At 37.8% G+C, this 21,242-nt stretch carries 23 protein-coding genes; 19 read left to right on the top strand and 4 right to left on the bottom strand.

The genetic code is table 11. The features are described from left to right. Window positions 1-14 precede the first annotated feature (14 nt). From thiW to V7127_RS08035, 10 genes are all read left to right on the top strand, one after another. The gene (thiW, locus tag V7127_RS08080; protein WP_335347884.1) at window positions 15-536 is read left to right on the top strand and encodes an energy coupling factor transporter S component ThiW; all 522 of its coding nucleotides are present in this window, start codon (window positions 15-17) and stop codon (window positions 534-536) included. Next, on the top strand, window positions 505-1,320 hold the full coding sequence (gene thiD, locus V7127_RS08075; protein WP_335484722.1) for a bifunctional hydroxymethylpyrimidine kinase/phosphomethylpyrimidine kinase: 816 nt from the start codon (window positions 505-507) through the stop codon (window positions 1,318-1,320). Before thiW ends, thiD begins: the two co-directional genes overlap by 32 nt. Window positions 1,321-1,341: 21 nt before the next feature. After that, on the top strand, window positions 1,342-2,151 hold the full coding sequence (gene thiM, locus V7127_RS08070; RefSeq protein ID WP_335484720.1) for a hydroxyethylthiazole kinase: 810 nt from the start codon (window positions 1,342-1,344) through the stop codon (window positions 2,149-2,151). Further along, complete coding sequence (thiE, locus tag V7127_RS08065) at window positions 2,148-2,780, top strand: thiamine phosphate synthase (protein WP_335484718.1); 633 nt, start codon at window positions 2,148-2,150, stop codon at window positions 2,778-2,780. The genes thiM and thiE overlap by 4 nt, the downstream gene beginning before the upstream one ends. Window positions 2,781-2,999: 219 nt before the next feature. After that, window positions 3,000-4,064, top strand: coding sequence for an ABC transporter substrate-binding protein (locus V7127_RS08060; RefSeq protein WP_335484716.1), 1,065 nt, complete (start codon window positions 3,000-3,002; stop codon window positions 4,062-4,064). A gap of 4 nt (window positions 4,065-4,068) precedes the next feature. Beyond that, a complete protein-coding gene (locus V7127_RS08055; protein ID WP_335347816.1) occupies window positions 4,069-4,842 on the top strand; it encodes an ABC transporter ATP-binding protein in 774 nt (257 codons plus the stop codon). Between the two features lie 3 nt (window positions 4,843-4,845). Further along, a complete protein-coding gene (locus V7127_RS08050) occupies window positions 4,846-5,637 on the top strand; it encodes an ABC transporter permease (protein WP_335484714.1) in 792 nt (263 codons plus the stop codon). Window positions 5,638-5,749: 112 nt separating this feature from the next. Continuing rightward, window positions 5,750-6,208 (top strand): RidA family protein, encoded by a 459-nt coding sequence (locus V7127_RS08045; RefSeq protein WP_335484765.1) that lies wholly within the window; start codon window positions 5,750-5,752, stop codon window positions 6,206-6,208. Window positions 6,209-6,222: 14 nt separating this feature from the next. Next, window positions 6,223-7,182 (top strand): threonine ammonia-lyase, encoded by a 960-nt coding sequence (locus tag V7127_RS08040; protein WP_335484712.1) that lies wholly within the window; start codon window positions 6,223-6,225, stop codon window positions 7,180-7,182. A 42-nt stretch (window positions 7,183-7,224) separates the two neighbouring features. After that, complete coding sequence (locus V7127_RS08035) at window positions 7,225-7,554, top strand: rhodanese-like domain-containing protein (protein WP_335484710.1); 330 nt, start codon at window positions 7,225-7,227, stop codon at window positions 7,552-7,554. Between the two features lie 56 nt (window positions 7,555-7,610). On the opposite strand, the gene V7127_RS08030 is transcribed toward V7127_RS08035, so the two are convergent. Together V7127_RS08030 and V7127_RS08025 are read right to left on the bottom strand one after the other, a co-directional pair. Further along, window positions 7,611-7,994, bottom strand: coding sequence for a CBO0543 family protein (locus tag V7127_RS08030; protein WP_335484708.1), 384 nt, complete (start codon window positions 7,992-7,994; stop codon window positions 7,611-7,613). Window positions 7,995-7,998: 4 nt separating this feature from the next. After that, the gene (locus tag V7127_RS08025; protein WP_438823984.1) at window positions 7,999-9,144 is read right to left on the bottom strand and encodes a DUF2515 domain-containing protein; all 1,146 of its coding nucleotides are present in this window, start codon (window positions 9,142-9,144) and stop codon (window positions 7,999-8,001) included. A gap of 85 nt (window positions 9,145-9,229) precedes the next feature. Here V7127_RS08025 and V7127_RS08020 point away from each other — a divergent pair, with 85 nt between their 5' ends. The 6 genes from V7127_RS08020 to V7127_RS07995 all read left to right on the top strand — a co-directional run bounded on the left by V7127_RS08020 (window position 9,230) and on the right by V7127_RS07995 (window position 16,174). Next, window positions 9,230-11,101, top strand: a complete 1,872-nt coding sequence (locus V7127_RS08020) for a terpene cyclase/mutase family protein (RefSeq protein WP_335484761.1) — start codon at window positions 9,230-9,232, stop codon at window positions 11,099-11,101. Window positions 11,102-11,207: 106 nt separating this feature from the next. Then, window positions 11,208-12,116, top strand: a complete 909-nt coding sequence (locus V7127_RS08015; RefSeq protein ID WP_335484706.1) for a hypothetical protein — start codon at window positions 11,208-11,210, stop codon at window positions 12,114-12,116. A 27-nt stretch (window positions 12,117-12,143) separates the two neighbouring features. After that, the gene (locus tag V7127_RS08010; protein ID WP_335484704.1) at window positions 12,144-12,785 is read left to right on the top strand and encodes a DUF4129 domain-containing protein; all 642 of its coding nucleotides are present in this window, start codon (window positions 12,144-12,146) and stop codon (window positions 12,783-12,785) included. A gap of 14 nt (window positions 12,786-12,799) precedes the next feature. Next, a complete protein-coding gene (locus tag V7127_RS08005; protein WP_335484702.1) occupies window positions 12,800-13,939 on the top strand; it encodes a DUF4350 domain-containing protein in 1,140 nt (379 codons plus the stop codon). Then, window positions 13,936-14,865 carry an AAA family ATPase gene (locus V7127_RS08000; RefSeq protein ID WP_335484700.1) on the top strand — a complete coding sequence of 310 codons (930 nt, stop codon included), beginning with the start codon at window positions 13,936-13,938 and terminating at the stop codon, window positions 14,863-14,865. Before V7127_RS08005 ends, V7127_RS08000 begins: the two co-directional genes overlap by 4 nt. A gap of 7 nt (window positions 14,866-14,872) precedes the next feature. After that, entirely contained in the window at window positions 14,873-16,174 is a 1,302-nt protein-coding gene (locus tag V7127_RS07995; protein WP_335484698.1) for a DUF58 domain-containing protein, read from the top strand. Here V7127_RS07995 and V7127_RS07990 read toward each other — a convergent pair. Beyond that, window positions 16,152-17,132 carry a stage II sporulation protein M gene (locus V7127_RS07990; protein WP_335484696.1) on the bottom strand — a complete coding sequence of 327 codons (981 nt, stop codon included), beginning with the start codon at window positions 17,130-17,132 and terminating at the stop codon, window positions 16,152-16,154. The two genes, V7127_RS07995 and V7127_RS07990, sit on opposite strands and share 23 nt — an antisense overlap. 99 nt (window positions 17,133-17,231) lie before the next feature. Here V7127_RS07990 and V7127_RS07985 point away from each other — a divergent pair, with 99 nt between their 5' ends. After that, window positions 17,232-18,035: an RDD family protein gene (locus tag V7127_RS07985; RefSeq protein WP_335484694.1), complete on the top strand. Its 804-nt coding sequence runs from the start codon at window positions 17,232-17,234 to the stop codon at window positions 18,033-18,035. 42 nt (window positions 18,036-18,077) lie between these two features. Here V7127_RS07985 and V7127_RS07980 read toward each other — a convergent pair whose 3' ends face one another. Next, window positions 18,078-18,860: a hypothetical protein gene (locus tag V7127_RS07980; protein ID WP_335484692.1), complete on the bottom strand. Its 783-nt coding sequence runs from the start codon at window positions 18,858-18,860 to the stop codon at window positions 18,078-18,080. Between the two features lie 189 nt (window positions 18,861-19,049). Here V7127_RS07980 and V7127_RS07975 point away from each other — a divergent pair, with 189 nt between their 5' ends. Then, window positions 19,050-20,276, top strand: coding sequence for a DUF438 domain-containing protein (locus V7127_RS07975; RefSeq protein ID WP_335484690.1), 1,227 nt, complete (start codon window positions 19,050-19,052; stop codon window positions 20,274-20,276). A 131-nt stretch (window positions 20,277-20,407) separates the two neighbouring features. Next, window positions 20,408-21,193, top strand: a complete 786-nt coding sequence (locus tag V7127_RS07970; protein ID WP_335484688.1) for an HAD family hydrolase — start codon at window positions 20,408-20,410, stop codon at window positions 21,191-21,193. Window positions 21,194-21,242: the final 49 nt, after the last annotated feature.

Raw genomic sequence — 21,242 nt, 5'->3', positions numbered from 1 at the left:
AAGGAGTGACAGACATGCAAAAAACGAAAAAACTTACCTTAACTGCCATCATCGCAGCGATCACCACAGTTTCAAGCAGTTTCATTTACATTCCAGTTGGCTTTGCGAAAATTTTTCCAATTCAGCATTTTGCCAACGTCCTATCAGCTGTTTTACTTGGACCTTGGTATGCAGTGATTCAAGCCTTTCTTTCTTCATCGATTAGAAATATGCTCGGAACCGGAAGTTTATTTGCTTATCCAGGCAGTATGATTGGAGCATTTCTGGCTGCGATGCTATATCAAAAAACGAAGAATATTGGGATTGCTGCTACAGGGGAAGTCATTGGTACAGGGATTCTTGGTGCAATGGCAACGTACCCAATTGCTGTACTTCTATTAGGGAAGGAAGCAACCTTATTCGGATTAATACCTGCTTTTACGATGAGTTCATTTACTGGTGCAATTATGGGATATGCACTACTAAAAATATTAATTAAAAATAAGGCGATCGGAGGGATGCTTCATGAAAACAGCACTTACAATCGCAGGCTCTGATTCTGGCGGCGGTGCAGGAATTCAAGCAGATTTAAAGGCATTCGCCGCGCAAGGAGTATTTGGAATGTCAGTCATTACGGCCGTTACCGCACAAAATACACAAGAAGTAAGATCAGTACAAAATATTGATCTTTCCATCATCCGGGATCAAATAGAAGCGGTATTCGATGATATACAAGTTGATGCTGTTAAAATAGGGATGCTTTCTACTGCTGAAACAGTTGAGGTAGTTGCCGGTTCTTTGCAAAAATATAAACCAAAATACATTGTATTAGACCCAGTCATGGTTTCAAAAGGCGGACATCACTTATTACAAAAAGAGGCAATGTCGGCCCTTAAGGAAATATTAATTCCGCTATCAACAGTTGTAACCCCCAATATTCCTGAAGCAGAGGTATTAACTGGAAGTAAGATTAACTGTGAAGAAGATATAAAGGATGCCTGCGTAGTCATTAAAGCACTAGGGGCGGGTTCAGTTCTCTTAAAAGGCGGACATCTTAGCGGAGAGCCTAATGATTTATTCTTTGATGGAAACAGCTTTCAATGGATAAAGGGAGAAAGAATTCATACAAAAAATACACACGGTACAGGCTGTACTCTTTCATCTGCTATTGCAGCCAATTTAGCAAAAGGAGAGTCTTTATTAGAGGCGATACGATCTTCAAAAAACTATATCACGACCGCCATTAAACATAGTCTTGAACTTGGACATGGCCACGGCCCTACGAACCATTTTTATGAACTCTATGAAAAAGCAAATCTGCTATTTAAGCAAAACTCCTAAACATTTTAGCTTGGAGGACAAATGATCATGAATAAAGATACGATTAAAAATTTATTTACGATAATAAAGGAGCGCAATCCACTTATTCACCATATTACAAATAACGTAACGATAAACGATTGTGCAAATGCAACACTTGCCATTGGCGGTTCACCCGTTATGGCTACAAGTATCGAAGAGGTTGCAGATATGGTGAGCTTGGCTAATGCACTTGTCATTAATTTTGGTACGATTGATGATTTGACCTATAGTGCGATGATTCGTGCAGGGCAAGCCGCAAATGAAAAGGGAATTCCAGTCGTTTTTGATCCAGTCGGTGTTGGGGCTACTCCATTTAGAACGAAAAAAGCATTTGATTTTCTGAAAAAAGTTCATGTATCCATTATAAGAGGAAACGCAACAGAGGTTTTTGCCCTAATTGGCGGTAAGGCCGTAACAAGAGGGGTTGACGCTGGAGACATTTCAATCTCGAAGGAAGTACTAGCTATTAAGACTGCAAAGCAGCTTAATACAATAACTGTCATTAGCGGCGAGATTGACGTAGTTTCCAATGGAGAAAAAACCGTCAACATAGAAAATGGTGATGTTTGGCTAACCCGTATTACAGGAACAGGCTGTATGACAGCTTCTTTAATCGGCTGCTTTGCCGGAATCACAGATGACCTATTTTCTGCCGCCATCGCTGGAATGTCAGTTATGAGTTTAGCAGGAGAAAGGGCAAGAAACAGATTACAAGATTTTGATGGGATCGGGACTTACCGTATCAAGCTTATGGATGAGATATCGTTAATGGATGGACAAATATGGGAAGAAGGTGTTCGTTTCGCATGAAACCAAACTATACATTATATTTAGTTACTGAAGAATCAGCTCCAGTTGAAAAGCTTCTCCAAACCGTTGAGAGCGCTGTGAAAGGCGGAGTGACGATTGTTCAGCTCCGTGAAAAACAAAGCAGCGGAAAGCTTTTTTACGAAAAAGCAAAAAAATTAAAAAACTTGCTAGATCAGCATCAAGTGCCACTTATTATTAACGATCGAATTGATATTGCTCTTGCCGTAAATGCTGCTGGAGTTCATATCGGCCAGAACGATCTGCCTTTGTCTGCCGCCAAAAAAATAGTCCCCGCCTCTATGATCGTGGGAATCTCTGTTTCAACGGTCGAAGAGGCTGTGGAAGCTGAGAGAAATGGAGCAAATTATATAGGAGTCGGTGCAGTATTCCCAACAACATCAAAAAACGATGCCAAACTGCTTCCTGAGGGGATGCTTCAAGCCATTACGAAAAAAGTTTCAATCCCAGTAGTAGCTATCGGGGGAATTAAAGTTGATAATTTATCGGAGCTTCCAGAAAAACACATCGCTGGTTATGCAATTGTTTCCGGTATTATGAAGGCCGCGAATCCTTACACAGCGGCTGAATCCTTTAGAAAAACAATTAGTCTAAGAATTAGCAGGTCATAATAAAGACCCACGATATCGATAAAAGATGTCGTGGAATTTTTTTTTTGACTATTATTTCTGCTTTTTATATATTTAAAATAATATTTTCAAAGCTTTGAAGCGATCCCACATGTGTAAATAACCATAATTTATAGGTTTTTTTTTGAAAATTATGTCGAATGCACTTCACTTATGTTAATATTTAATAATGTACTACATTAAAGCATGGAGGTATTTACATTGAAAAAATCTTTAACAATCATTTTTGCCGCTATTCTATCATTAACTCTAGCGCTTACAGGTTGCGGACAAAAAGAAGAAAATCAATCAACAGGAAATGAGTCTGATGCTGGAAAAGGCCCGGAAAAGGCCTCTGTCAACATTGGAATGCTTAAATTAACGAGCTCAGCACCATTATTTATTGCATTAGAAAAAGGATTTTTCGAGGAAGAAAATATAGATGCAAAAGCAACTTGGTTTGAAGCAGCACAACCGATTGCAGTTGCAACAGCAGGTGGCAGTGTAGATGTTGGTGCTACTGGAATTACTGCGAGTCTATATAATATGGTTGCTGGCGGACAGAAATTATGGATTGTTGCTGATAAAGGCCGAGAGCAGAAAGGCTACTCTTCATCTGCCCTGCTTGTACCGAATGATTCTAGTGCAGCAACGATTGAAGACTTAAAAGGAAAGAAAATCGGGATTACTCAAACAGGCTCCACATTCCATTATATGGCAGGTAGAGTATTAGAAAATCATGGCTTAAGCATTGCTGACGTTCAATTAGTACCACTCAACAGTATTAAGGGTCTAATGGAAGCTTTAAATAGCAAGCAGGTGGATGCTGTTATTTTAAATGAGCCTAATATTTCAACTGTCGTACAAGAAGGATATGGAAAAGTCATTTCTCAAATTGGTGAAGAAATCGATTATCAAACTTCAGGAATTTTCTTCTCACCAGCATTTGCAGATAATAAAGATGCAGCAAAAAGATTCTTTAAAGCTTATATCAAAGCATCCCGATACTACTATGATGCCGTTTTAGTGAAAAAGGACGGAGAAACTGTACCAGGGGAAAACTATGATGAAGTTATAAATATCATTGCCAAGTATACGGACCAAGATCCTGAGCTTATCAAAAAAGGGCTGCCATATATGGATCGTGACGGTAAATTACTTGAGTCTGACATTCAAACACAAATTGATTGGTATGCAAAAGAGAAACTTATCGACAAAGCTATAGATAGCAAAGAAATCGTCAACACACAATTGTTAGAGGAAGCACTAAAAGAACTAGGGGAATAACATCATGAGAATAGTCGTAGAAAACGTCAGTAAGAAATTTGCTGATTCCAAAAAAAGAGAAGTAACGGCTCTTGAAAACATTAATTTTTCCATCGAAAATCAAGAGTTTGTCGTTCTCGTTGGTCCGAGTGGCTGCGGAAAATCTACCTTGCTTAATATTGTGGGAGGATTAATGTCGCCAAGTGAAGGACAAGTATATTTTGAAGGCACTGAAGGAAGGGAGCCCAATTTAGGAATCGTCTTTCAGGAAATTGCATTATTTCCATGGCGTACCGTTTTTCAAAATGTCGTTTACGGACTTGAAGAAAAGGGAGTCAGTAAAAAGGAAAGAGAAGAAAAAGGGAAATACTATATTGATATGGTAGGATTAACAGGTTTTGAAGGTGCTTATCCTAAGCAGCTTTCAGGGGGAATGAAGCAGCGTGCAGGAATTGCCCGTGCCCTTTCTGTAGAACCTGACCTCCTTCTCATGGATGAACCATTTTCTGCATTAGATGCACAAACTAGAACGATCATGCAAGAAGAGCTTTTAACGATTTGGAATCGCACTAAATTAAGTACGCTTTATGTTACACATAACATTCAGGAGGCAGTCTACTTAGCAGACCGGGTTATCGTGTTGTCCCGCCATCCCGGCAAAATCAAAAGCATTATTCATATTGATTTACCAAAGATGGGCCGAGATGAAGAAAAGTATCGTAGCCAATTTGAACAATATTCCACAGATATTTGGAATTTAATACGCCATGATGCTCAGGAAGCATTGAAGGAGGCGTAGAAAATGAGTGAAAATAAACAAATCATCAAAAATCGGGTTGGGTTTCTGGAACGGAAAATTCCAACCTATGCATCCGTTTTAGGAATTACAGGACTTTTGCTCATTTGGGAGCTTGTTTGCCGTATGAACATCGTCCCTCCACTTTTCTTACCGGCACCAACAGCCATCGTAACAGCCGGATGGGAATTGATTAGCAGCGGGGAGCTTCTAAAAAACCTTTTAGCAAGTCTATACCGAATTGGTTGGGGCTACCTTCTTGGTGCCACTTTAGGTATTATTATTGGTCTCATTCTTGGCTTTTCAAAATGGGCTGACGCGATCTTTACACCAATCGTGTATTCAATTTATCCGATTCCAAAAATTGCTTTACTCCCGCTTATTATTTTATGGTTCGGAATTGGGGAATTGCCAAAAGTCGCTATTATTGCTCTAGGTGTATTTTTTCCAGTCCTAATTAACACCTTTTCTGGTGTAAAAAGCGTAGATCAAATATTAATAAAAGCAGCGGTCACATTTGGTTCAAATCATTTTAATGTGATTCGGAAGGTCATATTGCCTGGTGCACTTCCGACTATTTTTGCTGGTCTTAAATTAGCAGCCGGTACAGCTCTTTTGCTATTGGTATCTGCTGAAATGATTGCTGCACAATATGGGATTGGCGCAATGGTGCTGCATTACGGAAACCTGATGATCACCAATAAATTAATGGTAGGCGTTTTATTACTTTCGTTTTTAGGACTGCTTTTTAATCGAGTGCTTCAGTGGCTGGAAAGAAAGCTTATTCCGTGGAAATAGAATCTGGGACAATTCCTTACACAGGAATTGTCCTTTTTTAAAGGGATTTTTCTAGACATTACAGAATGATAATATAAGCAACATATAAGATAAAAGGGGTTTAGAAATAGTGATGATTGAACAACGATTACAAGAGCTTGGTTTAACATTACCCGAGGCAGTCCCTCCACTTTATAGCTATGTACCTATTGTGATCCACAATCATATTGCGTATATTAGCGGCCAAGTGCCCCGGGTGAACGGGAATATCCCTTATAAAGGCAAGGTAGGTGTAGTGGTAACGATTGAACAAGCGCGTGAATTAGCAGAAATATGTGTGTTAAAGGCATTAAGCTGCTTAAAAGAAGCTATTGGGAGTCTTGATAAGGTGGAGCAGGTTTTAAAGGTAACTGGTTATGTGCAATCGGCCCCTGAATTTTCACAGCAGCCAAATGTTTTAGACGCTGCTTCTGAACTACTAGTGAAAATTTTCGATGAAAGAGGGCGCCACGCAAGAACGGCCATTGGGGTAGCCGAGCTTCCAAGCAATACTCCCATTGAGATTGACTTTATCATTGCCATAAGGGAGTAGGAAGGGAGAGACCGATGATTTCATTAACTGATATACAAGCGGCAAGAGAGATAATTAAAGATTTTACTTATGTCACACCGATATTGAAATCAGATCAATTATCGAAGGTTTGTGGCAATCAAATCTATTTGAAGTCAGAGCATTTACAAAAAACAGGTTCCTTTAAAATTAGAGGGGCTGCCAATAAAGTGATTCAAGCCGTTCAAGATGGGGCAAAATATGTGACCGCAGCTTCTTCTGGAAATCATGGGCAGGCAGTGGCCTATATTGCGAACCAATACGGAGTTCCGGCGACAATTGTCGTCCCTGAAGATATAAGCTTTTGTAAAGAAAACGCTATAAAAGGTTACAATGGCCGTATTGAAAAATGCGGCACAACTTCAGCTGAGCGATTACCGCGAGCGAAGGAAATAGCAGCACAAGAGAACGGGATCTATATTCCTCCATATGATGACACTTATATTATGGCTGGGCAAGGAACAATTGGATTAGAAATATTAGACCAAATCCACGATGTAGATGCAATTATTGTTCCAATTGGCGGCGGCGGTCTTATTTCGGGCATTTTAACAGCTATAAAGGAAAGGAATCCCAAAATAAAAGTAATCGGAGTAGAACCTGCCTTGGCTAACGATACATATCTTTCCTTTGAAAAGAAACAGATTATTTCCATTCCAGGGACGAATACGATTGCTGATGGTTTAAGAACGAATCAGCCCGGAGATGTCACTTTCCCTATACTAATGAAGTATTTGGATGATATCGTTCTCGTCAGTGAAGCTGAAATCCGCAGGGCCTTCAGCTTTGTGATGGAAAGAATGAAACAATTAATCGAACCTTCAAGTGCTACAACAGTTGCAGCAGCTATGTTTAATAAATTGCCATTCCAAGAAAAAAAGATCGTTACAGTAATTTCAGGCGGAAATGTTGATATCGAAAAAATTTCAAATTTTATCACCGATACGCAAATGTGATACGATATTTGTATAAAAAACATTTAAGGTGGCTTTAACGAAATGAAAACAATTACAGCATCAGAACTTGCTGAAAAAATCACAAAGAATGAAGAAGTTATTATTCTGGATGTAAGATCTACTGATAAATACAATACCTACCATATTGATAATGAAAATGTACGTAGTTTAAACATTGAAAAATCGAACATTTTTTCTTTAAACGAAGATGATATGGACGTGATTTCATCCTTGCCCAAAAACGAAGAGATCATCGTCACTTGTACGACTGGAAATTCGGCAAGAAAATGTGCTGACATATTATCAGAGAAAGGCTTTAATGTTACTCTGCTATCAGGCGGTGTTACAGCTTGGAAGGAATTAAATGATTAATATGTCGTAACATTAAGAAGCAGTCAGTTGTAAACACGGCTGCTTCTTGTTTATGATTATTTTTTTCGTGAATCTGATAAAAAGCTTATTCGATTAAATAAATAAACACAAATAAGAAAAATGATATATCCGCAAAAAGAAAACCAGTGCTTCCAAGAATCTTTATGGATAAAAAATCCGATTTCCTCCGCGAGCTTTTCTGCGCATGCCATTAATAAGCTTATAACTATAATAAAACCCGCTTTTTTCCAGACATTGATCCTATTCATCATAAATAAAAAAAAGACAACAAACAAAGGCAATCCGATTAGAGTAAACACAATATTAATAGAAAAAACATCCGGCAGAAATCTTTCTGGAAAAGAATACATACCTATGCCAACAAAAAAAAGATCAAGATAAGTTCCTAATAATGAAGCAAGAAGTATTGCAGGGACCATTTTTTTAATCTCGAAGAAAAATGGCCTTTTTTGTAATTGCTGCAAGTTCGAGCCTTTCAAGTGTTTTGCAATAGTCATTTTCAATCTCCCCATCAAATTTTTCATTTGTTTCGACCAAGTATTGAATGACCTTCCAATCTTTAAACCAGTCCCCCGGTTCAGCTGGCGGATGCACTCTATTTTTCCATGCAAATTCTAGCCTCGGACTATAAAATTTAGATGCACCAGGTGCGTGTTGGCAAGATTTAATACTAGGTTTCAGCAACGTTCCAGGGGCCCCTTCATTGATATCATTAAATATGTGCGGCCAGTAATCCTTTCGGGAACCTGTATGTGGATGTTCATTCGCCCAATTCTTCACAAATATATGCCGTTCTTTATGACTAAATAAAACGGCATACAGTCTCTTTCCTAAAAGGATCCGTTCATGCAAGCTTTCAAAATGGTGTAGCGTCTGCCCAACTAGCTTCAGTTTCCCATTTTCCATAAATGGAAAAAGAATATGGTTCATCGAAAGGAAATCCTGCAGCATAAATTCTAATGTCTCAAAGACATTCTTTTTATAAGCGGGATGTTTGAGCACCCTTTCTTCAAGATAGCTTTGTTCATTAACAACTAGGGCCATAGTAAGAATATATGGATCATGATTATACAAAAAATGATTCCAAATAGTTTCCATGAACGAGGATATATTTAAATGAGGCAAAAGGTGAAATAAATTTCTTCCCCTCTTTAGACTTTCTTCATAGATTAAAAATTGCGGGTAAGCATCTTGAAAAATCAGCCAATTTCCTCGTTCTAAAAAGGAAAAAAAAGAATCTGCTTCTTTTCTTGAAAGCAGTCTTTTCAGGAAGCTGCCTTTTAGATCCGTCATATTCCAGCCGCCATTTCGCGATACCATATGCCCGAGAAAGGCCCAGTGAATCTCTGGAAACCGGTTATAGAAATCTAAATAAGCTTTCGTTCGGGTGATATTGTTTTTATTTAATAGTCTTGTCCGATCATTAATTTTCTGAATAAGAGACTTTTCTTCGGGGGAGAGCTCAGTTTTGAAATTAAGCGTCCCGTTTTTTTTCTTTAAATCTTTCTTTATATGAATAAGCGTTTCGGAAAGTGGAGGTTTGTTTTGTTGAAATATTTTTAATAAGATGATAATCACCTTCTCAAAGAATTCTCCTGTTCTGTGATGAATATGTATTTGTAAGACTCATATTACGAGGAGATGAATGAGATTGATGAATAATGCCATTTTGGATGGAATTAATGAACTTATTGAGATACTAAGGAAAGACCAAAAACCCGATGGAACTTGGGATTATCCATTTGAAACAGGCATTTCCACAGATTGCTATATGATTATTTTATTAAGGACATTAGAAATAAATGATGAAAAGTTAATTTTGGATTTAACGAAGAGAATTTTAAGCAGACAAGAAGGGAACGGGGCTTGGAAGCTATTTTATGATGAGGGCGATGGAAATCTCACTGCAACTATAGAGGCTTACTATGCGTTGCTAATATCCGGATACTATCAGAAAAAGGACAATAGATTGAAAGCAGCCAAAAGCTTTATTTTGAAAAAAGGCGGCATTGGGAAAGCACATATGTTTACAAAAATCATGCTGGCAATAACTGGACAAATGAATTGGCCAAGGTTCTTTCCCGTTCCATTGGAAATGATTCTGCTTCCGCTATCATTCCCAGTAAATTTCTACAGTTTTTCCGATTACGGAAAGGTAAATCTTGCCCCAATCATGATTCTTGCAGATCGAAAGTTTCAGCTTAAATCCAGCTTCAGTCCCGATTTATCAGATTTAATCATTCAGAGAGGATCTGAGTTTGAAGGTGAATGGGATGAATGGCGTTCTATTTTCTCAACCATTGAAAAAGGGATTAAAAGTTTAATAGGATTGCCAAGCCAAATTCATAAAGAGGCAACAGTACAGACGAAACAATTTATGCTTGATCGTATTGAGCCGGATGGAACCCTTTATGGATATTTTAGTTCTACATTTCTAATGATTTTTGCTTTTTTATCCCTTGGAGTTTCAAAAAAAGATTCCTTAATTACAAAGGCAATAAGTGGATTATTGACTATGAAGTGTGAAATTAAAGGACTTCCCCATATGCAATACACAACCGCAACCGTGTGGAATACTTCATTAATCAATTATGCTTTGCAGGAGGCAGGCGTTTATGATAAAGACGCAATGGTGAGAAGAGCAAACCATTATTTGCTGAAAAAACAGCAATATAAATATGGAGACTGGGTCGTAAATAATCCAAATGCATTTCCAGGAGGCTGGGGTTTTGCTGATATGAATACGATCCACCCAGATGTTGATGATACTACTTCTTCTTTAAGATCGATTGCCAGAAGTGTCATAACGAATCCGAGTTACCGTCAATCATGGGAAAGAGGGGTTTCATGGGTAATATCCATGCAAAACAACGATGGGGGCTGGCCTGCTTTTGAAAAAAATACAAATAGCAAGTTTCTGCAGTTATTGCCAATTGAAAAGGCTGAGTATATTTTGGCTGACCCTTCTTCTGCAGATTTGACAGGGAGAACACTTGAATTTCTCGGAAACTATACAAATCTAGCAAAGAATTATTTTGCAATCCAAAAGGGAATAAACTGGCTAACTACAAGCCAAGAAAAGGATGGTTCTTGGTATGGAAGATGGGGGATCTGTTATATTTACGGGACGTGGGGCGCCGTAACAGGGCTAAGAGCAGCTGGTGTTTTACCCGGAAATCGGACTATTATAAAAGCGGTCAACTGGTTGCAGCAAATCCAAAATCCAGATGGCGGCTGGGGAGAGTCTTGTAATAGTGATAGTGAGAAAAGGTATATACCTTTAAATATTAGTACATTAACGCATACTGCTTGGGCGGTGGATGCACTAATTTCGGTATATGAACAGCCAACTAAAGAAATAAATTCTGGGATACAGTTTATTTTAAATAACCTTAATAAAGATGACTGGACAACTGAATACCCAAAGGGCCAAGGATTGGCAGGTGACTTTTATATTCACTACCATAGCTATCGCTATATTTTTCCATTACTTGCCTTAGCACATTATCAGAGAAAATATTCTTAAAAACTTTATAATAATTTTTTACAATTCCTTACTCAAATTAACCCAGAATAATGATAAAATAGGCAATATTACCATTTAGTTTTCGAAGTCAGGAGGAGTACTACAATTGAACTCAAAGTTTAACAAGCCAAAAGGATTCAGTGAAATATTAGATCACACCTTTAGTTTAAGTAAAAATCGATTTAAAGATTTTTTTATGATTTTACTTATTTTAATAGGACCGATCTATTTGCTTCAGGCGATTATTCAGCTATTTTCCGGAGTTAGCTTCTTCAGAGAGTTAAGGAGTGGGGATGTTTGGTATGAACAAATTCTATCTGGTCTTGTTGAAACCGAAACATCCGTATCTAGTATAGGAGCGGATATTGGTTTAATCCTCACAGGTTTACTTGGTTTCCTATTATTTCCGGTTGCAGAGGGAGCGATTCTATTCGCCATTAACCATATTCGAAAAAATGAAGAATATACAGTTGGATCTGTTATTAAAGAAGCCTTTTCTAGGTTCTGGCCCATGATTGGCAGCAGTATCTTGTTTGGTTTAATCACATTTGGTTTAGTGATTGTTCCCATTTTCTTTGTTAGTATAACTGGATTCATTGGATCTATTTTGCATCCGGCCATTGGAATTCTATTAGCTATTATTCTCTTCCTGGGCTGTGCAGTTGGAATTGGCTATTTATTAACTCGCTGGAGCTTTTATTTTGGTTCCGTTGTACTAGATCGGGAATCCCCTGGATTTTCAAATAGCTGGAGGCTTACAAGTAATCGGACGTGGATATTAATAGGGCTATATCTTTTATTCTTTCTAATTATTTCGAGCATTAGTTTTGCAGTGGAAATGACGTTTAGTATATTCCTAGGCTATAGTGTATTACTGTCAATCATTTCAAATTTGGTCACTTTATTTACTACTATGATTCTATCAGTGGGCTATGGAGTGATGTATCTTGATTTAAAAATAAGGCATGATGCAGATGACTTAAAGGAAATGATTGATGACTATCATAAATATTAATTACCTATCAAAGTTAGGTGATCATTAATGTTGGAAACGAACAAGGCAAAGGATGAGCTTCAGCGTATATTAGATGGCAAGGAATATCGAGTCTATTATAACGATTCTAAAAGTATGATAGAGGTTTGGTGGGAAGAAGCGAAAAAATGGATGGCAGAGCAACTCTCTAAACTTTTTCCTTCCTTCGAACCAACTAGCGGTGCATCTGGGTTTATTTTAATTGTTATTCTTATTATCGTTGTTGTTTTGCTTAGTATCAGTGTATTTATTATTGCCCGAAATACGAAACGAAATCGAATGCTTCGTGACCAAAAACCCCTTCAATCCATGAAGGAATTGAATTGGTCGTTTCAGCAGCATTTATTAGAAGCAAAGAAACTTGAGGCTTTGGGCGAATTCACATTATCAACCCGGCATATGTTTTTAGCTCTGCTTCTTTATTTGCATGAGAAGGAATGGCTAGAGGCAAGGATTTGGAAAACGAACTGGGAGTATTATGATGAGCTCCAGAAAGTAAATGCTAGGTGGGCTGAACTGTTTTTTCATCTTGCCCAATTATTTGATGAAGCAACATATGGAGAGCGTGAAATTATGAAAGTAGAATACGACAAGTTCCGCAGTGACGCTATGTATTGGCTGGAGGAACTGGATGCTGAGCTTGAGGGATAAGGGGGGATGTCAATTTGTTGAAATCTATTTCAAAGGGACGAGCATGGATTTATCTGCTCGTAATGCTAATCTTATTTACGCTAATTAGTTATTTCTCTTTTTCTCCAGAACCTATGCATTATCCAAATTATGTAACAGACTCTCCCTCTCCAACAGGTGTAAAGGCATTGTACACGTATTTAGGCAAGGAAAAGAAAGTGAAGAAATGGTCCCATGCCCCCAATCTTTTGAACAATGGAGAGAAAGATCAGTTACTTATAATGGCAGAACCATATTTCTTCCCAAAAAATGAAGAATTGCAAGCTTACATCAATTTTATGGAAGCTGGTCATACAATTCTATTATTGAAAAAAAACCCTAAAGGGATGTTTGATTTGACAACCGCTCCAATTAGCGGAGAATCGTCATCTGGTGATGCAGCTGAAGTATACAGCCGCGATGGCAATAATTATCGAGCAGAAATTAGCTCAACTGTACGTCTTCAGACAAATCAGCAGGATGAAATATTATTGTCTGATCAAGCAGGTACAATTGCAGTAAAACGTCCTTTCGGCGAGGGACAATTAATCGTTTCCATTGCTCCGGAGTGGATGGCAAATGAAAAAATATTAGACTTTGATCATACTACTCTCCTCTCTGTTCTTTTAACTGAGGAGGACGCACATACGATATTATTTGATGAATACATACACGGCGGGGAGAACGCCGCAAAGTTGTCAGTCTTATATCCAAAATGGTTCTTGCTGCTGATGCTGCAAGGGATACTCATTGCTGTTCTATTTCTATGGCACAAAGGAAAGCGATTCGGGCCTATCTATTCTCCAAGGGAAGAAACGGTTCGATTTAGCGATGAGAGCCTTCAGGCTTTGTCGGCTTGGTATATTCGCGGCCGGAGATATCATGATTCATTATTAATACAGGCAGATTATGTAAAGCTTCTCATGCAGGAACGATGGGGAATTCCTTATGGTAAACGATGGATGGACCTCTCCGATTTTCTGGAACGGAAATGGATAAATATGCCACGAAATGAAATTCAAACTTTTCTATTAGGCTTATCCACAATTTTAGCTAATGAAAAAGTAAACAAACAGGAATACTTACTTTGGTCGAGAAAGCTTGATCGTTTAAAGAAAGAGGTGGAAGAAAGATGAGGACAGAATTAGCATCCTTACTGGAAAAATATGAAGAGTGCATTATAGGCCAAAGATTGAATCTAAGGCTATTATTATCAGCCATATTAGCGGGGGGCCATGTGTTGTTAGAAGGGGTTCCAGGTACTGGTAAAACACAAATGGTACGAATTCTTGCTAGCCTTCTTGGAGGCAGCTTTAACCGTATTCAATTTACTCCAGATCTCCTGCCTAGTGATATTACAGGCAGCACTATTTATAACATGAAAGACAGCAATTTTCAAACATTAAAAGGACCAGTATTTACTAATATTCTATTAGCTGATGAAATAAACCGGACACCTGCGAAGACGCAAGCCGCATTACTAGAAGCAATGGAAGAAAAGCAAGTGACCATTCAAGGAGAAACGTATCAGCTACCCGATGTCTTTTTTGTTGTGGCCACGCAAAATCCAATTGAATTTGAAGGAACCTATCCGTTGCCAGAGGCACAGCAGGATCGCTTCTTATTTAAGCTACAAATTGACTTCCCCGCTTTTGAAGAAGAGAAGAATGTTTTAAAGCAGGTTATTGAAGGTAGATTTGACAGTAGTTTAGTTACTCCAATACTTGATATGAACAGTTTTATGTCGATAAAAACGGAAATTCAAAAAAATACGATTGGAGATGGCGTATTAGACTATATTATGCAAATCGTACGAAAAACACGTGAATCAGAGTCTATCCGCTTTGGGGCAAGTACGAGAGCAGCTATTTCCATTGGAAAAGCAGCGAAAAGCTGGGCGTATCTTGCTGGTAGGGATTATGTAACTCCAGATGATATTAAAATCGTCGCAAAATCGGCGTTAAGACACCGAATTCAGTTATCTCCACATATAGAATTGGAGGGAGTGACCGTTGACCAAATCATTGAAGAACTTGTGGGGTCGACTCCTGTTCCAAGATAGAGGGGTAATGCCGACAAAAAAATTAGTGATTATTTTCTTTATCCTTTCTTTCGTTTTATTGATGGGAACTGTATTGAATATCTCATGGAAATTTGTGATCATCGTTAATATTTTTGTATTTTCTGCAAGTCTTCTAGATTTACTGTTATCACCAAATAAAAAGCAGATTATTCTTAAACGTATTATTCCTGAAGAGATCGAAAGAGGGAAAACATATTACATCCAAATCGAGGTAAATAATAATTCACAGCAATCCTTTCATTTTAGAATCATAGATGGAATCCCTCAAGTTTTTCATCGTCCTTTTCCTTTTCAAGGAAAGGCTGTAATGGGTTCTTCCACCATACACTCATATGAAACGAAGGCAAGTGTGAGGGGAAGATATGAGATAAATAAGCTTTATTTCCGCTACACCAGTTCCTTAGGCTTATGGGAAAAGCAGATAACGGTCGAATTACATGATTCAGTTAAAGTCATTCCCGATTTATCGGAGACGAAGCAGTATTTAGAAAATGCTCAGCAATTTTTGTTATACGAGGGTGTAAAAATCCGCAAGATGCAAAGTGGATCAGGGGATTTCGCCAAAATTCGCAGCTATGTTGTAGGGGATGATCCTCGTAAAATTAACTGGCGGCAAACAGCCAAGCTGCGAGAAGTGATGATAAATGAATATGAACCAGAGCATGGAAAGTATATTACGATATTAATTGATTGTGGGCGAATGATGGGAGCTGAGCTGGAGAAGGGAAATCGGCTTGAAAGGTCGTTAGAAGCAGCTCTTACCGTAACTGCAGCTGCTCTTCAAAAAGGGGATTATGTGTCCGTCTTGGCATTTTCAAAGGAAGTGAAAGTCTTTGTCCCTCCAGCTAAGGGGATGGCTCATTTACAGACGATTCTTCATGCCATTTATAATCTAGAAGTGGATGCAGCTGAATCAAATTTTGCTGCTGTCCTGCAATATTTAGAAACGATGCAGAAAAAGCGCAGCCTTCTTTTCCTATTTAGTGATGTTACGACTTTTCTTCACGAGGAAACAGCGCTTGCCTATTTAAAACGGATTAGACAACGGCATTTATTTTTAATGATTGGCCTGGAAGATGTGACACTATTAAAAACAATCAATACAAAGCCTGACCAAGTACAAAAAGCAATGATAAAAAGTATCGCACAGCAGCAAATGCTTATTAAGAAAAGGGAAAAGCTTAAATGGGAAAAACAAGGCCTCTTAATGGTAGAGGCCGTTGAGGAAAAACTAGCAGTTACAGCCGTTTCCCATTACATAGATATTATAAATCGGAATCTATTATAGCTTGTTTTTTCATTAATGATAGCTTGCCAATCACAATGTAAAGGATTAGACCTATGACCGTTATGAAGGCAACGATATACTTTGCTTCTAATGGTATTGCCGCGGGTGTTATAAATCCTTCTATGATTCCAGCAATGACAAATAACGGAATGGTTCCAAGCAATAATTGAACAGATCGGTTGGCTTGCTGCTTTAACTGAAAGCCTCTTGAGAAATTTCCTGGAACGAAGAGCTTATAGCCCATTAACAATCCAGCACCGCCCGCAATAAATATGGCTGTAAGCTCAATCATTCCATGTGGGACGATGTATGCCCAAAAATCATAAGACTTCCCATGATTCCAAAAGAGGGCGGCAAGTGCACCAACAATGATCCCATTATAAATTAATAAATAAATGGTTAATATTCCAAAGGTGACACCGCCGGCAAAAGCCAAAATCGCTACCTGAATATTATTCGTCATAATGCTGGCAGACATGAATGAGGAATCAACCGCTCCATCACTGCTACCTAACTTGGCAGGGTCCACTCCTTGTGCGATATCTGCTGGAAGAATGGAGTAAATATGCATCGGGTCATCAACAACTGAAAAGAAGCTGCCTACCGCGCCTATAGTAAAAAGAAGCATGGCGGCAATAATAAATTTCCATTGTTCTATTAATAAGCCAATAAACTTTATCCTAAAAAAATAGCGGATTTGTTTCATACTTGTCACTTGATTTTTATACAATAGATTGTGTGATTTTGAAACGAGAGCATTTAAATATTGGGTAACGTCTTCATTAGGGAAATAAGTTTGACTGTATGATAGATTGTGAGCAGCTTTTTGATAAAGCTTGTAAAAGTGGTGAATGTCCGTACCTGAATAATTCCTTTTTCTTTTCTTTATCGATGCTGCCATCTGTTCAAGCTTCTGCCAATCTTCACGGTGCTGCTTTATAAATTGCTTAACATTCATATTGACACCTCTTGGTTACTGCTTTTCTCCTTATTATAGTAATTTTGTAGAAAAATAGAAACAGCTAGAGAAATATTATGAAAAAATGGAGGGGATCCCATGAACCAAGACCGTATTGGAATAAAAACTCCAGAATATGTATCATTAAACTTTCAGCTGGCTGGTCTTGGAAGCAGGACTGCAGCTTATTTAATCGATCAGATCATCTTAATCATAGTAAACATTTTGATTGTAATTGTTCTTTTTATGGTTTTATATGGACAATCCGATCTCTTGCTATGGGCTGAATTAAATTCTGTCCCTGTTGCGATCGCGATTATTTTACTGTTCATTCTCAATTGGGGGTACTTTTTTGCATTTGAATACTTTTCGGGCGGGCGAACAATTGGCAAGAAAGTATTAGGTCTGCGAGTCATTCAAGAAAATGGCCACAGTATTACTCTGCTATCAAGCTTTATTCGCAATTTCCTCCGTATTATTGATTCACTGCCAGCCAGTTATTTTCTTGGCATGATGATGATCTTTTTTCATTCTAAGCATAAGAGAATAGGGGACCTTGTCGCTGGAACAATCGTTGTACATGAAAGAAATACTAAAAAGAAAAAGAAGCTATCCCCTATAGAAAAAGAAATTGAAAAACGCGGATTGGCAAAAAATGATCTCTTTGTAGAGGAACAGGTTTTGAAAACATTCGGAGCGAAGGATTGGAACTTAGTTAAAACGTATTGCAGCCGGTTTACTCACTTACCAGAAGAAGAGAGTATCAGACTGACAAGGCAAGTAGCTGAAATATTGCTTCCAAAAGCAAGGGTGGATACAAGAGGGAAAAGCTTTCAGGACTTAGAAAACAATCTGCTCGTCCTATATTTACATTTAAAGGATGAATGGGAATATGAGCTATGATAACTAAAGGAAAAAGGCTAAGGGAACGGATTGAACGTCCCTTTAGCCTTTTTTGATTTTAGAAGGATTATTAATTTTATACAAGACTGGGTCGGCAACGATAAATTCTTCCTCCACATCTTTGCCTTTCGGTAATTTCTTCTTAACGATTTTCCCATCGAATTCAAGTGTATCACCAGGTGCCAGTTCGTATTTCTTCAAGGTCTTTGAATGTGAGCACCATGATAGTCCAACATCAATTGGATTTTCTTGAAGGATGACAACATTCTCCAGAATAATAACTTCATCATTTTCTTCATTAAAGTTATTCCAGCTTAAAGCGAATTGTTTAACTACTGCGGTAAAATGAACCTTCTCTTCCGGAAGCTCAAGTTTAACCGGCTTTTCTTTCTTCTCATTTTTCTTTTTAGGCTCTTTTGTTTCTTCTATGCTTTTATTTTCCACAGGCTGTTTTTTTTCCATTTGTACCTCTTGACTAGAGGTAGGTGTGCTATGTGCAGTCGCATCGGTAAAGGTTCCTTTTCCGAAGCTTGAAGCCTGCATTTCTTTCAGGTAGGCAGGATGGATGCAGCATAAACTCCCGTCTTGAAATTCAATAATGATTGTATTTAATTCGTTGTTTTTCTCATAAACCTCATAGCCCTTTACTGTAACAGTATACTGAAGATTCTTTTCCTTATAGAGGAATTGTTTTTTGACCTCTTTCGTTGTTGATAGGCCCCATTCTCTTACTTTCTCCGAGTAATGGTTTTCATCGATAAAGGTTTCATATTTCCCTTTTGGCGGAAGATAGGTTATGGCATCAACAGTTGTAGTATTATCCATTAGTACTCACCCTTTAATTAGATTTGTGTATGCTTATGTAATAGATTACGGTTAGATTATCATGAAACTATTCTTAACTCAATCTTAAAGAGTATGATGGTCATCACAATCCTTTGCTCAAATAAATGTTACTTTATTTTATGAGAACAATAATCAATTAATTGAAGTCCATTGCAAAGGAGAATCCTTATGAGCGAAATCATTAATAATCGAGAGCATACAATTAAGAATACAGAACGTCAAACCGTTTTAAAACAGATTTTTATTGATCTGCATAACGGAAGAAATGTAGATGAAGTAAAAGCTCATTTTAATGCATTTATCGGAAAAGTCTCCATTGAGGAAATTACTCAGCTCCAGCATGATTTAATGGAAGAAGGCGGAATTCCGATGGATGATTTGCAGCGTCTGTATGAAGCCCATACGGATATATTCAAGGGGTATATTGTGGAATCAGAAAGTACTATAAGGCCGGAAAATGAGCCTGGACATCCTATTTATACATTCGTCCAAGAAAATCATGAGCTTGATAAGTTAATAAAATCAAAGGTCCAATTACACTTACAACAGTTTATCGATGAAGATTCAGCTGAAAATGTTTACAAGCTTTTGGAGGATTGCAATCTTTTATTAGATATTGATAAGCATTACAGCCGGAAAGAAAATCTGCTATTTCCGTATCTTGAGAAGTACGGGATTTATGGTCCGACAAACAATATGTGGAGAATTGACGACTTTATTAGAGATGGCATTAAAGAGGCAAAACATAAGCTGTCCAATTATGATGGCAATAAACAGGAAATCGTGAATCTCTTTCATTTTATCATGGAAGAAGTAATCAATATGATCTATAGAGAAGAGCACATCCTTTTCCCGATGGCTTTGAAAAATCTAACTGAGGATGAATGGGTAAAGATCGCACATGAAAGCGATGAAATTGGTTTTTGCCTTACTAGCCCTGTAGAAGAATGGAAGCCAGAAAGGAAGCAATTAGGGGAGAACGCCATCTCAGAGGGCTATATTAAAATGGAAACAGGGATTTTATCTTTAAAGCAACTGGAGATGCTCTTAAATCATTTACCTGTCGACATTACCTTTATCGACCAAGACGATGTTGTCCGCTATTTCTCACATGGAAAAGAGAGAATTTTTGCGAGAACTAAGGCTGTAATCGGGCGTACTGTTCAAAACTGTCATCCGCCAAGAAGCGTGCATGTTGTTGAAGAATTATTAGCTGACTTTAAATCAGGACGGAAGGATACTGAAGATTTTTGGATTAAATTCCGGGATAAATATGTGTATATTCGTTATTTCGCCGTAAGGGACGAAAACGAAAAATATATTGGCACATTAGAATTCACCCAAAATATTGATCCTATAAAAGCAATAGAAGGGGAAAAAAGAATATTATCATAATCATTTTTACGGACACCATTCAGCATTGCTGAATGGTGTTTATAATTTATGAATATTAAAAAGAATAATACTTTTCTATAATAGGTCATGATAAACTAGTATATAAAATAATACTTAAAGAGAGGCTCAAAATGATAAAAGCAGTTTTTTTCGATTTAGATGATACACTACTTTGGGATCAAAAAAGCGTGAAGGAAGCCTTTGCAGCAACTTGTAAAATGGCAGGGGATCGTTATGGATTGGACCATAACCAGTTTGAAGCTGCTGTTCGAGAGGAAGCAAGAAATCTTTACTCTTCCTATGAAACTTATGAATTTACTCAAATGATCGGAATCAATCCTTTTGAAGGACTATGGGGGAACTTTTTAGATGATCATGAAGATTTTAGAAAAATGAAAGAAATTGTTCCTGGTTATCGGAAAGATGCATGGACAAGAGGGTTAAAAAGGTTGGGTATCGATGATCCAGACTTTGGGTTTGAATTAGCAGAGCTTTTCCCACAGGAGCGCCGTAAAACTCCGTTTGTCTATGAAGAGACTATTCAAGTTTTAGACCAGTTAAAAGGAAACTACAAACTCCTATTACTTACAAACGGTTCCCCTGATTTACAAAACACGAAATTAACGATTACCCCTGAAATAGCCCCTTATTTTGACCAAATTGTCATTTCAGGGAGTTTTGGAAGAGGGAAGCCAGATCCTTCTATTTTTGAACATGCTCTATCTCTAATGTCGCTGCAAAAAGATGAAGTCATAATGGTAGGGGATAATCTGATGACAGATATCCTTGGCGCCAATCGTACAGGCATACGATCTGTTTGGATAAATAGGGAGGATAAAGAACGAAATGAGGTTATTCCTACCTATGAAATCCGTCATTTGGAGGAGCTTTTTCAAATATTAAATGACATACAATGAACATAGGCATTTTTATCAAAGAGTTCAAGAAAGCGCTGATTTGCAAGAT

It is taken from the genome of Bacillus sp. JJ1773, assembly GCF_036962035.1.
GTDB lineage: Bacteria > Bacillota > Bacilli > Bacillales > Cytobacillaceae > Cytobacillus.
This window is presented reverse-complemented; position numbering and strand designations above follow the sequence as displayed.

Excerpts from the sequence above, each read along its gene's own strand:
- V7127_RS08020 (WP_335484761.1), top strand. The coding sequence starts at position 9,230 with ATGAATAATGCCATTTTGGATGGAATTAATGAACTTATTGAGATACTA.
- V7127_RS08050 (WP_335484714.1), top strand. The coding sequence starts at position 4,846 with ATGAGTGAAAATAAACAAATCATCAAAAATCGGGTTGGGTTTCTGGAA.
- V7127_RS07980 (WP_335484692.1), bottom strand. The coding sequence starts at position 18,860 with ATGGATAATACTACAACTGTTGATGCCATAACCTATCTTCCGCCAAAA.
- V7127_RS08055 (WP_335347816.1), top strand. The coding sequence starts at position 4,069 with ATGAGAATAGTCGTAGAAAACGTCAGTAAGAAATTTGCTGATTCCAAA.
- V7127_RS08030 (WP_335484708.1), bottom strand. The coding sequence starts at position 7,994 with ATGGTCCCTGCAATACTTCTTGCTTCATTATTAGGAACTTATCTTGAT.
- V7127_RS07990 (WP_335484696.1), bottom strand. The coding sequence starts at position 17,132 with ATGAATGTTAAGCAATTTATAAAGCAGCACCGTGAAGATTGGCAGAAG.
- V7127_RS08045 (WP_335484765.1), top strand. The coding sequence starts at position 5,750 with ATGATTGAACAACGATTACAAGAGCTTGGTTTAACATTACCCGAGGCA.
- thiE (WP_335484718.1), top strand. The coding sequence starts at position 2,148 with ATGAAACCAAACTATACATTATATTTAGTTACTGAAGAATCAGCTCCA.
- V7127_RS08035 (WP_335484710.1), top strand. The coding sequence starts at position 7,225 with ATGAAAACAATTACAGCATCAGAACTTGCTGAAAAAATCACAAAGAAT.
- thiD (WP_335484722.1), top strand. The coding sequence starts at position 505 with ATGAAAACAGCACTTACAATCGCAGGCTCTGATTCTGGCGGCGGTGCA.
- V7127_RS07995 (WP_335484698.1), top strand. The coding sequence starts at position 14,873 with ATGCCGACAAAAAAATTAGTGATTATTTTCTTTATCCTTTCTTTCGTT.
- V7127_RS08010 (WP_335484704.1), top strand. The coding sequence starts at position 12,144 with ATGTTGGAAACGAACAAGGCAAAGGATGAGCTTCAGCGTATATTAGAT.
- thiM (WP_335484720.1), top strand. The coding sequence starts at position 1,342 with ATGATCATGAATAAAGATACGATTAAAAATTTATTTACGATAATAAAG.
- V7127_RS07985 (WP_335484694.1), top strand. The coding sequence starts at position 17,232 with ATGAACCAAGACCGTATTGGAATAAAAACTCCAGAATATGTATCATTA.
- thiW (WP_335347884.1), top strand. The coding sequence starts at position 15 with ATGCAAAAAACGAAAAAACTTACCTTAACTGCCATCATCGCAGCGATC.
- V7127_RS08040 (WP_335484712.1), top strand. The coding sequence starts at position 6,223 with ATGATTTCATTAACTGATATACAAGCGGCAAGAGAGATAATTAAAGAT.
- V7127_RS07975 (WP_335484690.1), top strand. The coding sequence starts at position 19,050 with ATGAGCGAAATCATTAATAATCGAGAGCATACAATTAAGAATACAGAA.
- V7127_RS08000 (WP_335484700.1), top strand. The coding sequence starts at position 13,936 with ATGAGGACAGAATTAGCATCCTTACTGGAAAAATATGAAGAGTGCATT.
- V7127_RS07970 (WP_335484688.1), top strand. The coding sequence starts at position 20,408 with ATGATAAAAGCAGTTTTTTTCGATTTAGATGATACACTACTTTGGGAT.